The organism is Streptomyces sp. NPDC000410 (assembly GCF_040300305.1).
GTDB lineage: Bacteria > Actinomycetota > Actinomycetes > Streptomycetales > Streptomycetaceae > Streptomyces.
The window spans coordinates 1-13,534 of sequence record NZ_JBEPDM010000089.1 but is presented as its reverse complement, the minus strand read 5'-3'; the positions used below and the strand labels follow the sequence as shown (position 1 = coordinate 13,534).

At 71.3% G+C, this 13,534-nt stretch carries 16 protein-coding genes; 4 read left to right on the top strand and 12 right to left on the bottom strand.

Going from position 1 to position 13,534, the window contains the following annotated elements; all coding sequences use genetic code 11:
- The first annotated feature begins 44 nt into the window (after window positions 1–44).
- Together ABT342_RS37040 and ABT342_RS37035 are read left to right on the top strand one after the other, a co-directional pair.
- On the top strand, window positions 45–266 hold the full coding sequence (locus ABT342_RS37040; RefSeq protein ID WP_351583653.1) for a hypothetical protein: 222 nt from the start codon (window positions 45–47) through the stop codon (window positions 264–266).
- On the top strand, window positions 266–643 hold the full coding sequence (locus ABT342_RS37035; protein ID WP_351583651.1) for a fic family toxin-antitoxin system, toxin component: 378 nt from the start codon (window positions 266–268) through the stop codon (window positions 641–643). Before ABT342_RS37040 ends, ABT342_RS37035 begins: the two co-directional genes overlap by 1 nt.
- A 71-nt stretch (window positions 644–714) precedes the next feature.
- On the opposite strand, the gene ABT342_RS37030 is transcribed toward ABT342_RS37035, so the two are convergent.
- The 10 genes from ABT342_RS37030 to ABT342_RS36985 form a co-directional block, all read right to left on the bottom strand.
- Complete coding sequence (locus ABT342_RS37030) at window positions 715–897, bottom strand: hypothetical protein (RefSeq protein ID WP_351583649.1); 183 nt, start codon at window positions 895–897, stop codon at window positions 715–717.
- 10 nt (window positions 898–907) lie between these two features.
- A complete protein-coding gene (locus tag ABT342_RS37025; protein ID WP_351583647.1) occupies window positions 908–1,093 on the bottom strand; it encodes a hypothetical protein in 186 nt (61 codons plus the stop codon).
- A 307-nt stretch (window positions 1,094–1,400) separates the two neighbouring features.
- The gene (locus tag ABT342_RS37020) at window positions 1,401–2,543 is read right to left on the bottom strand and encodes a methyltransferase domain-containing protein (protein WP_351583645.1); all 1,143 of its coding nucleotides are present in this window, start codon (window positions 2,541–2,543) and stop codon (window positions 1,401–1,403) included.
- A 31-nt stretch (window positions 2,544–2,574) separates the two neighbouring features.
- Entirely contained in the window at window positions 2,575–3,432 is an 858-nt protein-coding gene (locus tag ABT342_RS37015; RefSeq protein ID WP_351583642.1) for a radical SAM/SPASM domain-containing protein, read from the bottom strand.
- A gap of 101 nt (window positions 3,433–3,533) precedes the next feature.
- Window positions 3,534–3,938 (bottom strand): DUF6415 family natural product biosynthesis protein, encoded by a 405-nt coding sequence (locus ABT342_RS37010; protein WP_351583639.1) that lies wholly within the window; start codon window positions 3,936–3,938, stop codon window positions 3,534–3,536.
- A 526-nt stretch (window positions 3,939–4,464) separates the two neighbouring features.
- A complete protein-coding gene (locus ABT342_RS37005) occupies window positions 4,465–5,703 on the bottom strand; it encodes a helix-turn-helix domain-containing protein (RefSeq protein WP_351583636.1) in 1,239 nt (412 codons plus the stop codon).
- Window positions 5,704–5,830: 127 nt separating this feature from the next.
- Entirely contained in the window at window positions 5,831–6,238 is a 408-nt protein-coding gene (locus ABT342_RS37000) for a MarR family transcriptional regulator (protein ID WP_351583633.1), read from the bottom strand.
- Between the two features lie 160 nt (window positions 6,239–6,398).
- The gene (locus tag ABT342_RS36995) at window positions 6,399–8,837 is read right to left on the bottom strand and encodes a DEAD/DEAH box helicase (RefSeq protein ID WP_351583630.1); all 2,439 of its coding nucleotides are present in this window, start codon (window positions 8,835–8,837) and stop codon (window positions 6,399–6,401) included.
- A 454-nt stretch (window positions 8,838–9,291) separates the two neighbouring features.
- Entirely contained in the window at window positions 9,292–9,582 is a 291-nt protein-coding gene (locus ABT342_RS36990; RefSeq protein ID WP_351583627.1) for a hypothetical protein, read from the bottom strand.
- A 78-nt stretch (window positions 9,583–9,660) separates the two neighbouring features.
- Window positions 9,661–9,792, bottom strand: a complete 132-nt coding sequence (locus ABT342_RS36985) for a hypothetical protein (protein ID WP_351583624.1) — start codon at window positions 9,790–9,792, stop codon at window positions 9,661–9,663.
- Between the two features lie 184 nt (window positions 9,793–9,976).
- On the opposite strand from ABT342_RS36985, the gene ABT342_RS36980 reads away from it, so the two are divergent.
- Window positions 9,977–11,398: a competence protein CoiA family protein gene (locus tag ABT342_RS36980; protein WP_351583621.1), complete on the top strand. Its 1,422-nt coding sequence runs from the start codon at window positions 9,977–9,979 to the stop codon at window positions 11,396–11,398.
- A 163-nt stretch (window positions 11,399–11,561) separates the two neighbouring features.
- Entirely contained in the window at window positions 11,562–11,777 is a 216-nt protein-coding gene (locus tag ABT342_RS36975) for a DUF6207 family protein (RefSeq protein WP_351583618.1), read from the top strand.
- A gap of 307 nt (window positions 11,778–12,084) precedes the next feature.
- Here ABT342_RS36975 and ABT342_RS36970 read toward each other — a convergent pair whose 3' ends face one another.
- Together ABT342_RS36970 and ABT342_RS36965 are read right to left on the bottom strand one after the other, a co-directional pair.
- Window positions 12,085–12,501: a hypothetical protein gene (locus tag ABT342_RS36970; RefSeq protein ID WP_351583615.1), complete on the bottom strand. Its 417-nt coding sequence runs from the start codon at window positions 12,499–12,501 to the stop codon at window positions 12,085–12,087.
- A 161-nt stretch (window positions 12,502–12,662) separates the two neighbouring features.
- The gene (locus ABT342_RS36965) at window positions 12,663–13,031 is read right to left on the bottom strand and encodes a hypothetical protein (protein ID WP_351583612.1); all 369 of its coding nucleotides are present in this window, start codon (window positions 13,029–13,031) and stop codon (window positions 12,663–12,665) included.
- Window positions 13,032–13,534: the final 503 nt, after the last annotated feature.

Below are 13,534 nucleotides of genomic sequence, written 5' to 3'. Positions count from 1 at the left end.
ACTGGGCCCTCCCCCAGGCTGGCTCCTGCCGATACCGTAGGGGCATGGCCAGGGAAATCCGTATCGAGGTCGACGACGAGACCTACGAGCAGCTGGAGCGCCTCGCGGCCGGCGGCCACGCCGAGCCTGCGCAGTACGCCGCCCAGCTGCTGACCGCCGACATCACCCGCGCCCGGTTCAACGAGGCCGCAAAGGCCTTCGCCGACGAGCACGCCGCCGGCTTCGCCGCCCGGTTCGGCACCGGTCAGGGGCAGGCCGCCGCCTGATGGCACCGATCGTCCTCATCGACGAAGGCTGGCTCCTGGACGTCGCCCAGACCCACGTCCCCGGCGACCCCGACATCACCGACTACGGAGCCCTGGCCGCCGCGGTCGCCCGCCACCGGCACGAGGTGATGGGCACCCTGGTGTATCCAGAACCGCACCACCGGGCCGCCGCCCTGCTGCACTCCCTCGCCCGCGTCCCCGCACTCGAGCACAGCAACCAGCTCTACGCCGCCATGACCGCCTACGCCTACCTCCAGGCCAGCGGCCAGCAGCCCAAGACCACCACCGATGACGCGGCCGACCTTATCGCCGCGACCGCCGACGGCCGGCTCACCATCCGCGAGATCGCCACCGCCATCAAGACCTGGACCCACTGACCAGCAGCGCCGGGCCGGGCCGGGGCACGCATACTCCCAGCCGCTCGGCTCGAGCCTGGCCCTACAGGCGCCTACCGGTCCCTCCATGCCTGGCACAGGGCCTTGAACTCCCTTTGGCGTTCGGCGATCAGGTCCAGGGGGCGTTGCAGATGGCAGTCCAGGACGTGCACGTCATGCTGGAAGGGTTCGAAGCCGATGCGGGACCACACGCGGCTGAGTTTCGCGGCTGCTTCCTGGTGCTGGACCTCAGTCATTTCCCGGCCGTCAGCGGAGCCGGGGCTCGCAGACCACGGCGACGCAGTTGTTCGACAGGCGCTGAATGGCGGCACCGGCCAGGGCCGGGCCGAGTCCGAACCCTCTCCACTGCGGTTGAAGGATCACCCGGTCCATCACCAGAAGATCACCGACCGGGTGGGCGAGCTCCTTGCCGAGCCACGGCGATGCACCCATCTTCCAGGGAATGCACTACCTGCCGAGCCTCGGCCTGTACATCACCTCCAAGGGCCGTCCCTACGATCCGGCCCTTGGCCGGTGGCTGACACCCGCCGGTCAGGGGACCGACCCCTACGCCTACGACAACGGCTGCCCAAGTAGTCAACCTTCCACGGCTCGTGGGCTCACCCTCTTCCAACTCTGCTGCGGAAGGTGAGCCCACGAGCAGCAGAGCACGGCAGCCGCTGATCACCACCCGGGCGCGGAGCCGGGACCAGCCTTCCGTACGGGGTCTCGGGGGCGCAGCGGGAAGTGGGGCCGGAGGCTACAGGGTGGCCGTCCAGTCGCCGCGGGTGAGGGTGGTCTCGCCGTCGGGCGTGATGGTGACGCGGGCGCCGTACACGGGCAACTCGCCCATCCAGTTGAGGCGGTCGAGGATGTCCTCCAGGGGGTCCCACAGGCGGCGCGGGCCGCCCTGGTGGACGGTGGCGGCCTGCCGGGGGGCGGTGGCGTGGGCGCGGACCCATGAGCCGTCGGGGTGGGTCATCCAGACCGTGTGGCTGCGGTCCGGGTGCCACCGGTGGCGGTGCTCGATGCCGGGGATCTGGAGCTGGAGCATGGAGCGGATGCTCCAGGTCTCCGGGACGAAGACGAGGAAGTGGCGGCTGATGCTCGCCTCCCCGTTGCCGCACTTCGCCTCTTCCCAGACGGAGGCCGGAACCGTCTCTTCGTAGTCGTCTCCCTGGCGGGGGCCCATGAAGGAGGCCGGCTCGAAGGAGGTCCGCCCCAGGGCGCCGCCGTCCGGGGTCTTGTCGGCGTAGAGGATCAGGCCGGTACCGGTGATCGTGGTGACCAGACGGCCGCCGGGGCGCAGGGCTTGGAGCCAGGCGGCCGGGATCGTCGGCACGGACACGGTGGACACGATCCGGTCGTACTCGCCGGGCAGCGGCCCCTGGGTGAGGTCGCAGACGGTGGTCTCGGGGCGGTGCCCGAGGGAGGCGAGCCGGTCGGTGGCGGCCTCGACGAGGTACGGGTCGACGTCGACGCTCGTCACCAGGTCGGAGCCGAGGCGGTGGCAGGCCAGGGCGGTGCCGTAGCCGGTTCCGGTCGTCACCAGCGTGCGGCAGCCGTCGGTGAGTTCCGCGTGCCGGTACATCCCGACGACCAGGCCCGGCTCCGTCGAGGACGACGTCGACACCCCGGACGTGACGACGGTGCCGGGCTCGGCGTCGTCGGCGTGCAGGGCCCCGACCCGCGTCACCAGCGTGGTGTCGCTGTACGCGGCGGCGAGCCACGCGTCGGGGTCGGCCGCGCCGTCGCGGACCACCCGGCCGCCGGCCGCCTGGTCCCTCTCGTACCACCGGGGCACGAGCAGGTGCCGGGGGATGTCGGCGACGGCGGCCCCCCAGCGGGAACCCGGCCGGTCGACCTCGCCGGCCAGCCGCCTCGCGTGCATCTGCCAGTCCACGTCCGCTCCTCTCCGTCTTCCTCGTTCGTCCTCAGCCCATCGGCCCGCAGGAGCCACCCCCGCCCGAACTGTCGTCCGAGGGTCCGCAGTCCGGCCCGCACGGGTCCGCCGACGTCCGGGCCGGGACGCTCGCGCGCGCCCGCTGCCACTCGGGGCTGGCCAGGACCGCCGCGAGCGACGTCTCCCGGACACTGCCCGTCGCCAGGAACCGGCCGATCTCGCAGGGCGCCACCCGGCCGTCCGGCAGAACGGCCGCCTTGCCGTTGGCGCACCGCCCGCACAGCGAAGACGTGGACGGCAGGAGACCGCCGGCGGCGCGCCCGACCGCGCGGACCTTGTCGACAGTGGCGGTGACCCCGAGGCCCGCCATCTCGGCGCGGGCCTGCTCCGCCCGCTGGCCATTCCCGTGGTCGACGATGGCGACCCGCAGCTTCACCTTCCGGCGTACGGCCTCGACGATGGAGGCGCGCGTCGCCGTGTGGGACCCGTCCCGGCCGGTGATCGCGTCGTGCTCGGCGGCGACATCGCTGTAGTAGGAGGTCGCCACGCTTACCCGCGGGTCCTCGAAGAGCGGCCAGTGCCGGTCCCGGACCTTGTAGAGGTTGGAGTGGACCCGGACGCTCAGGCCGACGCGGAGCGCGTGCTCGACGAGCTGGGTGAAGTCGGGGTGCAGGGTGGGCTCGCCGCCGATGAACTGCACAGTGCTCGTCCCGAGGGCGGCGGCCTCGTCGATCAGCCGGTGCCAGTCCTCGGCGGTCATGCTGCCGTGGCCCCGGGTCGGGCCGGCCTCGGCGTAGCACTGGGTGGGGCAGGTGAGCTGACAGCGGGCGGTGAGCTCCAGCGAGAGGAAGTCGAGCGAAGCGACGGGGCGTTCGTCCAGCACGGTCATCGGGTGCTCCTTGCTCGTACGGCCCAGCATGCCGGGCCGAGGCGGGGCGGGTGGACGGGATGGTCGTATTCGTGGGGCGGGCCGGCGGAATCGGTTGAAGATCAGCAGGCCCGCCCCGTCACCGGTTCCGCGGCCGGCACGGGCGCCAGCCGGTCGAGACGCTCGTAGAGCGCGCGCACCAGGCGGGCGCGGTTCTGGACGCAGGCCATCGTGCCGTCGTACGGCTCCTTGAGCTGGCTGTCGGCCTCCTGGAGGACAACCTCGGTCAGGGCGCGGGTGGGGTCGTCCTGTTCCAGGTGGTCGACGTGTCCCTGGACTTCGGCGACGACGGCCCAGCCGTGGCCGGTCAGCTGCAGGGCGATCTGTTCGTAGTCGCCGGGCTGGAGTGCGAGCGGGTCGGTCCACCCGAGCACGGCCTTGGCGAGCGACTCGTGGGGTTCACGGTCCAACGGGAGTCCCGCAGTCAGCCGGCCCTCGGGGTCGTGGAGGACGTGGTGACGGCTCATGGTGGTGCCTCCCAACGAGTCGAACTCTTCTGCAGGCCGTACGGGGGAAGGGGGCTCGACTGCTTCCTTGGCGGTCGAGCGTGAGCATGAGGGCCAGGCCCAGGGCGTGGGGCAGGGTGACTCCGTCGACCTTGGTGCAGGTGGTGATGATGCCGGCGCCCGGCTCGGCGTTGAACACGGCTCCCACGTCGGCGGGGTGCAGGGGCTCCACCGGGATCGTCCGCGGGTGCGCGCCCGGGGCCGGGCAGGGGCCCGCGGTGTCGGTGTCGTGGCAGGTGCAGCCCGCCTGTCGGCGGTATCGGTGGCCGGCCGCGACAGGCCAGCCGAGTCCGGTCGCGTAGGCGTGTGCGCAGTCCGTGGTGTTGCGTCCGTGGAGCGCTTGCACGATCTCACCCCCGACTGTCCACGGTTCGTCGCTTTGCGTGAGGCGCACAGGGCGAGGGTGGGCGAGAAGCACGACGGCGACCCCTAGGTTTTCTAGGAGCCGCCCAAGTGGCATATGCGCGAGAGGCTTTCCGCGGTCAGCTCAGACCGTCAGCTCCATGTTCCGGACCAGTCCGGAGAGGGCAGCGTGCTGCGACGGGACACCGGTGCGGACCATGTCGGCGACGAGGGCACGGGCCATCGGGTGCGCGTAGACGTAGTGCGGGGCGTGCGCGGCGGCCTTCCGCAGAGTCGCGACGGCCGCGGCCGACTTGCCCATCTGCCGGAAGCCGCGCGCCTCGTCGATCCGGAAGTGGGTGATGCGCTCCCGTGACGGGGTCGCGGAGACGTTGGCCTCCGGCACGAACGTGAGGCCCTTGTCCGGTTCCTCGACCTCCACGCCCACCTCGGCGGCGTGCACGGCGACGTTGCCTCTGCCGAACACCGTCTGGTATTGCAGGTCGTGGTAGTCCTGCGGAAGGCGCTGGGCGATCTCCCACGCCGTACGGGTGTACTGCCAGGCGTCGGTCTTGTTGCCGGCCCTCGCCGTGGCGATGACCTGGCGGAGCATCAACGCGCCCTGCAGGGCGAGTGCCGTGGTCCCGCCGTGCTTGGTCGCTGGGTCCAGTTCGGCGAGCGCGGCCTGGGCGATGGTCTCGGTCTCGCGGAGGGAGCCCTGGTGGAGCATGGCTCCGCACCGGTCCCAGGCGACGGCGGCCTTGCTGATCGGATCGTCGAGCTGCGTGGCAGCCCCGGCGGCGACCTCGGCCGCGACCCACGCCAGGTCGGGGTAGCCAAGCTGGTTCAGGGTCTGCCTCGTGTTGCGGGCGGCGTCGACCAGGAGCTTGAGTGCCTGCTCCCGCTCCGGGCCCGAGCCGTGGTTCAGCAGGGTGGTGTTCAGCTCCTCGAGCAAGCCGGGGAGGACCGCGGCGGCGGGCAGCGCGGCGCCCTGCCGGGCCCGGTTCGCGGCGCTTGCCTGTGCCTGCATCCGAGGCAGGTCCGTCGGACCCGAGGTGGGCACCAGCCCGGGGTGACCGGAGAGGATCAGGCCCGAGCGGCGCAACACGGTGCGCAGCGCGGGGATGTAGGCGTGGGCGGAGCTGCCGCCGTCACCGCGCAGCCGGTAGGGCTGGCCCAGGAGCCAGACCACGTCCACGTCGCAGACCTCGGCGATCGAGAAGATGACGGAGTACCGGTCCAAGGTCATTCGGCCGGCCTCGACGTTCTCGAGCCAGCTGAGGGACCGGTCGATGAGCCCGGCCAGTTCCTCGTGCGTCAGTCCGGCCTGGATCCGTGCGACGCGTACGCGGCGCCCGATGTGCTTCTGCGCTTCGTCATGCATGATGGAACTCCGTTCTGGGCTTGGACACTTGGAACGGTACTCGCGCCCTGGCGGCGCGACATACGGAAGCGGCCCACCCTGCTCGTCAGGGTGGGCCGTTTGCGCTCCGCGGATCGAGCCCGGCGGTCTACACGGAGCGGATGGTGCGGCGACGCCGGGCGTCAACGTTGCTGACCTTCCGCGGGGCTGCGGCCCGGGTGTCCGGCGTGATGGGAGGATCGACGAGTGCCGCCGCCACCAGGCGCCGAAGGTCGGGGTTGGAGGAGAGGACGTACCGCGCGTTGATGCGGTAGGTGCCGGCGTCGTCCCGGACGAGCAGCCCGAGCGTGGTGAGCCGTGCGAGCGCCTCGTACACCGTGGACTCGGAGTGGTCCACGTCGCGTACGACGTCGTCAACAGGAACGGAGATCGCGGCGAAGAGTCCGCCGTGGCGCTCTATCCAGTCGAGCACACAGCGCTGGGCCGCAGTGAGCTTGAGGGTGTAGAGCGGCGGGGTGACGAACTCGGCGTCAGGATCGAACGCGTGGGCGGTCATCGGCTCGCCTCCCCGGCTGCTCGTCGGATGGGCGTCGCTGCGGGCGGCTCTTCGCTCCGGCCACCAAGCGCGCGCTCGTCGCGAGCTGGCCTGACCGGTACGAAGTCCGGACCGGAGCAGCCGCCACGGCCTGAAGCAGCGCCCGAGGGCGCGGACGCAACTAAGCGATGACTGCGGCGGGGACAGCGTTCTCGTCCCTCCAGTCCCCGTCGAACAGGGCCGCAACCAGCCGCTCTTGCTCGGTGGGCAGCCGGCCGCTCCGGTGCCTGGTACGGGTCTTGGCCAGCCACGGGCCGATCCGGACACTCTCCCCGTCGACCGCGATCGTCTCCCGGGCGCTGGGGGCACGGCCCTCACGGTGGAGGAAGAGCTCCAGGAGCTGGACGGTCTGCTCGAAGGTGCGGCGACTACGGCGGGCCGGGGCGAGCGGGCTGGTGTCGGGGGTCAGGCCGAGGTGGGTGAGCAGGTTCTGCTGGCCGGGGTGGAGGGTGGACCAGGTGCTGAACTGGCGACCGAGCCAGGAGCCGATCTTGACCCCGCCCAGAACCGTGTCGCTGGTGAGGGCGGCGGGATCGGCGCCGTCGGCGATGTGGGCGCGCAGGAGGCCGTACTTGCGGTGCCAGTCCGCGCCGTGCGGGAGGTGCCAGTCGGCGTCAAGGGCGGTCAGGGCCTCGGCACGGTCGGGGTCGAGGGCGTTCTTGCCGCCAAGGTGGCGCTGTTCGGCAAGCCACGCGCCGATGGGGGTGGTGGCGGGTGCGGCGAGGTGCCCGTGCGTGGCGTGGTAGTCGGCGGCTTCGGTGAGGCGGGCGCGCCATGCTGCGTGGTGTTTGTCCCAGATCATGCCGAGTGCGTCGAGTTCGGCGGTCCAGTCCGGCTCGAGGCGGTCGGAGGTGCGGGCGTCGCGCATGAGGGTGATGAAGCGGCCGAGCTCGTAGCCGACGGGGTCGGTGTAGTGGGCGGGGACGTCGAGGTGGCCGTGGGTGTCGCGGTAGGCCTGGGCGGCGGCGAGGCCGAGGCGGCGGGAGCGGGAGATGCCTTGGTCTCGTGGGTCGAAGGCGATGAGGTCCATGGCGCGGGCGATGCGCTCGGGGTGGAGGGTGAAGTCGAAGTGCCAGCGGCGTTCGATCAGCTCGCTGGTCTCCCGCGGCAGCCGGTTGGCCTTGTCCGGGAGGCGTTCGAGGATGCGGTGGTCGTGGCTGGCGAGCGCGGTGGCGATCGCCCACACCGGCTCGTACGCCGTGCCGAGAATGTCCTCGGGGTCGGCGCCGGGAGGCACGTAGACGGGGACGATCAGGCTGGCGGTCTTGCCCGAGACGTCGACCCTGAGGGCGCGGCCCAGGGCCTGGACACAGCGGATGACGCTGCGGGTGGGGTCGGCGAAGACGACCGCGTCGACGCTGGGGATGTCGACGCCCTCGGAGATCAGGCGGGCGTTGGTCATGATCGCGCACGAGGCGGTGGCGAAGCCGTTGAAGCGGTCCTGGCGTTCGGCGGGTGTGTGCTCGCCGTGGACGAAGAACAGCCGCGGGTCGATGTCCGGGCACAGCTCGGGCGCGGTGCGGCGTAGCAGGCGCAGGGTGTGGGGCAGTTCGCGGGCGAAGCGGCGGGCGTCGGAGACGAGGGTGAAGTACACCAGCACCCGGCGCAGCGAGTGTTCGGTCATGGCCTTGAGGACGGCGAGGTGCAGCGCGGTGGTACGCAGCACGCTCTCGGTCTGGCCCTGGTTCTCGCCGCCGCCGTCGTGGGTGGTGCCGGGGGCCGGCAGGTTCAGTCGCTTGCGGAGTTCGGCGTCGGGGAGGGTGGGGACCACGATGCGGTAGTCCGCTGCCCGGCCGTCCGCGACCGCGCGTGCGAGCGGGTATTCGTGGATCTTCTTGCCGTAGACGGCCTCGTTGTCCATCGAGTTGGCGAAAGCGTCCGCGTCCGTCCCGGTGCGGCGTGGGCGGCGCGGGCGGTGGGTGTCGGCGGACTCCGCCAGGTCAGGGGCGGCGAAGATCCGCGGGGTCGCGGTCATGTAGAGGCGACGGTCGGCCAGGATCCGCGCCGCGTCGTGGACGGCGGCCCACTTCTTGTCCGCCCGGCCGGCGATCCGGTGCGCCTCGTCCAAGATGGCAAGGTCGAACGGCGGCACCACGTACCGGGTCTTCTGAGTCTGCTCGATCTTGTCGAGGGAGTCATAGGTACAGATCACCGTCACAGCCGGGATCTGATCGGCCCCCTCCCCCACCACCGACAACAAAGCAGCCAACGCCGTTGCGTCACTCGTGGAGCCGACCCGCGCCGCAACCAGATCCTCCCGCCCCGCAGCGTCCATCGAGGACACGATCACCATGTGCTCCAGATGACCGTCCCGCCGCCACGCCAACGCCGACTGCGCCGCCAGATCCAGCGTCGGCACCACGAACAACACCAGCCGCGCCCCCAGCCCGTCCGCCACCCTGACCGACACCAACGTCTTACCCGTCCCCGTCGCCGCCACCAGCAGACCCCGCGACCCCGCCCACCGCAAATGCCTGACCGCCCCCTGGACCGCGTCGGCCTGGTCCGCAAACAACGACCGCTTCCCAGCACCGCCGAGCGACATACCGGCAGGAGTCATCACGGGCCCTTCTCACCTGTCACGCGCAGCGGCATCCCGTCCCCCGGCTGCCCCGCCCATCCTCGCGAACCGCCACCCTATGCCTCAGCTCAAATGCTCAATCCGCCGACTCTGACGCCTCGATTCGCGCCCACTGCGCGGCAGCCAACGGCACACACGTACAACGACCGGAGAGGACGGTCGGAACCGGCGCCGCTCGTCAGGCGGTCGGCCCCGTGCAAAGTCGGCGCACGTCACGCACGAGCGTGCACAAGGCACCGAGGAAGAGCACAGCTCCAGCCCCGATCCAGAGGGCCGATGCCCCGGATTCGTACTCACGAGCGGCAAGGGGTGAGCAGCAACATGCCGGCAAGGACGCCGAGGGCCGAGATCAGAGCGCTGATGCGGTCAGTCATGCGGACATCATCAACGATAACCTCGGCCAGCGGGACTGATCCAGACGAATTGGCCCAGCTCAACCGGGACGGCGTGACCGAGGACCACCCGCCGCCCGGCCGTCGTCGATCGCGCGTGCGAGGGGGTAGTCGTGGATCTTCTTGCCGTAGACGGACTCGTTGACCATGGAGTTGGCCGAGGCGTCCAGCTCCCCGAGGCCGGTGCGGCGCGTGGGGCGGCGGCGGAACATGCAGGCCGATTCGGCGAGGTCTGGTGCGGAAAAGCTGCGAGGCGTAGCGGTCATGCAGAGGCGGCGGTGCGCGCGGATGGCTGTCGCGTCGTCGAGGACCGCCCACTGCGCCTCGTCCATGACCGCGAGGTCGAACGCCGGGACCGGGCGCCGGGCGGGACGCTGGCAGTCACGGATCTTGTCGAGGGAGTCGTAGGTTCAGATCACGGTCAGGAAGGGGATCTGGTCCCGCCCAGGGCCGACCACCGACAGCAGGGCGGCCAGGCTGGCCGGCTCGCTGGTGGAACCGACCTGGGCGGCTGCGAGCGCGTCGTGGCCGGCGGTGTCCATCGAGGAGACGATGGTCAGGTGCCGGGTGGAGTCGTCCGTCCGCTACGCCAGCGCGGTCTGGGCAGCCAGGTCGAGAGTCGGCACCACCACCAGGACCACTGGAGGCCCTCTGTCAGTGGTGCCTGATATCTGCTGTCCTGTCAGATACTCCGTAAGCATGTCGGATCGCCGGGAGATGCGATTCATGCCTTTCACCGCGCTGCACCCCGAGCTGGGCCTTCTAGACTCGACCCTCCATGGTCTCGGACACGACCTGGAGTGGGGCCAGATCCACAAGGTCCACCCGCGCGTTCTTCTCACCTGCCCCGACTGCTCCTGGGGCCTGCACCCGAAGGTCTCCCGGTACGGGGTCCGGTTCTTCTGTCACGACCGCGACCGGCCGGAGTCATGCGAGCTGCTGAACGAGTCGTGGGAGCACCACATGCTCAAGCTGGAGATGGCGAGCGCGATCCGGGCGGCCGGGTGGTTCGCGGCACTGGAGGTGCCGGCCGAGGACGGGTCGTGGCGGGCGGACGTCATGGCCTCGTCCGCGGACGGGAGCCGGCGTATGGCCTGGGAGGCGCAGTTGTCGCCGATCACTGTGGACGACATCGCCGCCCGCACTGACCGGTACGCCGAGGAGGGGATCCGGGTGTGCTGGGTGCACCCGGGCGCGCGGCCGCCGCAGTGGATCAGCGCGGTGCCTGCTGTCCGGGCCAGAGCTCCGCAGGAGCGGGATCAGCCGTGGGTGGTGGACGACGGGCTCGCCGGGTTCGTGTACCGGAGCGGGCGGTGGGAGTTCCAGGAGGAGCCGCTCGAGCGGTTCGTGCGGTGGGCGCTGGAGGGCCGGCTCGTTCCCGCTGAAGTGCTGCCCCGGTACCGGCGGGTGCACCGGATGGTCAACGGTGAGCAGCGGCGGTTTCGCCGGGATCGGTGGTGGACGTCGCGGAAGTCCATCGCTGACCAGGGCAAGCACGAGGTGATGCGGCAGCGGCAGGATGCCGCGCGGGCGGAGCGGGAGGCCCGGCAGAAGGAGCAGGAGAAGGCTGCGGAGCGGCGCCGCCAGGAGGTAAAGGAGCAGGAGCGGGCGCGGAAGGCCGAGGAGGCTGAGCGTCGACGCCTGCGGCGGGAAGAAGAGGAGCGCTTGCGCCTGGAGGAGGCACGGCGGCGGTGGGCGGAGGAGGACGCGCGCCGGGAGCAGGAGAGGGTGGAGCGCGAGGCGCGTCTGGCCCGCGAGCAGGCCGAGCGGGAAGAGAGGGAGCGCCAGGCGCTGGAGACGGCGCGGGCGTGGTGGGGCCGGTTGTCGCCGCAGCAGCAGACCGAGCTGTTCGCCGCCGTCGCCGAGCACGCCTGGCGCGAGTCGAGTCTGCGGGTGGAGATCCCGGACAAGCCGATGATGTGGCCGCAGTACGCCCGCGGCGTTCCGGTCCATGTGGCCGACAAGCGGCGGACGCTGTACGGGATCGTGCGGCCATGCCCCGACCTGGTCGACGCCTGCCCCACGCTCACGAAGGAGCTGGTCCTGGTCCGCAGCACCCACGAGGCGCGCGAACTCGCCGCCATCCTGCCCCAGGGCCGGGTTGTCCACCTCGACCTGCCCGAGCACGAACAGCTCACCATGTACTGAAGCACGCCAGCGCCGTGTGCCCGGCCCCAGGCGGACCCTGAGGCCGCGCCAGCCCCGGGTCCGAGCGGCGGGCCACGTGGCCCCAAGGCGGCTGCTCCCTCGTACGGGTGGCACCGCCGACGGCGGCGGAACCGCTTGGCTCCGTCCTGCTGGCGCAGGGTTCATGAAGCCGATTGACGAGCAGCACATCACAGAGCCCGGCCTGGTGGTGCTGGACATCACCGGCGGGGACGAGGACACCGTTAAGGCCGTCATGGCCGCGCTGGAGGAACGGTGGGCGACCTCGGGCATCGGCCCGGTGCGTCGGGATCCCGGCGAGCCCGGGGTGCGGGCCCGGGTCTACGCCGACGTCCTGCGCCCGGGGCGGGAGCGCTCCTAGCGGAAGCCTGGGCCGTCCTGGCGGGTGGCCTGCCCAGCCCCCGTTCAGGCTTACCTGGCCGCCGGCTCCCACAACGGGCGGTCGGACAGGTAAGACGCCGTCGTTCACGTCGCGCCCTGGCCGCCGGCTTCCGCTCGCTGGGCAAGCCTGCCGCACGGTGGGCTTGCCCGGCACTCGCAACCGGCCGCATGTCCGCGACCGTAGCCGGTGACCGATCGGGTCGATCCATCGGCCAAATTCCACGCCAGCCGCGTGACCGGTCCCTGCACCCCTGGTGCCCGAATCGGTCAGCCCGTCAGCGGTGCGGCTACTCGGTAGTGCGGTCGGGATCGGGAAGATCCGGCGGGAAGTGCCGCTCCAGGATCTCCGCCCAGCGGTGGAGGACGACGAAGCCGGTGGTGTCGGCCTGCGCCTGGACCAGCTCGCCCAGGGCGTCGACGAAGGGCTGGGCTGCGGTGCCGGCGGGCAGCGCGGCGGCGGCCTTCCTGAGCCGCTCATGCGCGGAGGGAAAAACGCCCTGGGCCCACGCCTCTTGCTCCCGGATCCGCTTGCCACCCTCCTCCAAGTTGATCTCCATGATCGCGAGCGCAGGGCAGTCGGGAGTGTGCCAGGTCTCGCTGATCCCGCCGCCGGTCTTCACGTACGCGATGCGGGTGTTGTCGGGGCCCGGCAGGGCGAAGCAGTCGGTGCAGTCGACGCGTTCCGTCTCCGGCTTGTCGGTCATCGCGGAGCTCCCTTCGAGTAGAGGCAGAGCCTGCCATCCCGATCAACGGGCGACCAGGGGGTGCGGACAACCGAGTACAGCGCCCGTCCGCACGCCGGCGGCCGGCTAACGGGCGGGCCGGGCGGTCTGTGACGACGCGCCCCCTCGGCCCGGGGGTGTCGTCAGGGGCCGACGGGTTCGTCCCAGGGCATGACGAGCGACGGGGTGCCCTGACCGGTCCAGGCGACGCGGCAGGTACGGTTGTCGGCGTGGGCGCGCCAGCCATGCATCCCGGCGTCGTAGTCGGCGCAGATCAGCGCGGTGCGCACCAGTGCCGGGCGGGCGGGTGTGACGCTGTGGTCCCATTCCATGACGTCGATCACCGCCAAGCCGTCCACGACGGCCCAGCCGGCACCGGCGACCTGCCGCGCCCACGTGCGGGAGAGCGACAGCTGGATCAGCGGCTCGGCGCCGTACTCGGCTTTGTAGGTGAAAAACATCCCCGGCTCGCCGTCGGTGATCCGGGACTCCACCCGGGCCGCGGGCACCATGGGGACGCGGGAGGCGTCGTGGCCCGCGCGCTCGCGCCCGGCCCGGAAAGCCGGGGCGGTGCCGGATGCGTCGCGTAGTCCATGTCGCTGAACCAGGACGCGAAGCCGGAACGCACCGCGTCCGTCACCACCTGGCCGATCAGTTCCCTTGCCTGCCCCACACGCACGGTCCCACCCATTCCTCTGCATCCCGGCCCCGGTCTCACCCGCCGGAGGCCCACGCAACCCGGTATGCCACACCCCGGGCACGACGCGCCCGGCAAACCCCACAACACCACCCATCAACCGCGGCAAACCTTGACACCGCGCGACTCCCCGACCTCTGCCAGCCCCTCCAGGAAGCCGTCAGTCAGTCAGCATCCGGTGCACGTCCCGCAACAGACCACGACCCGAAACCTGGCTCACCCTGCACACCGGAGCCGCGGGCATGCGGTATCTTGAACGCGTTCAATTGAACACGTTCAAGAGCGGGGTTTGTGGTGGAGGAATACCAGAGGGTGTCC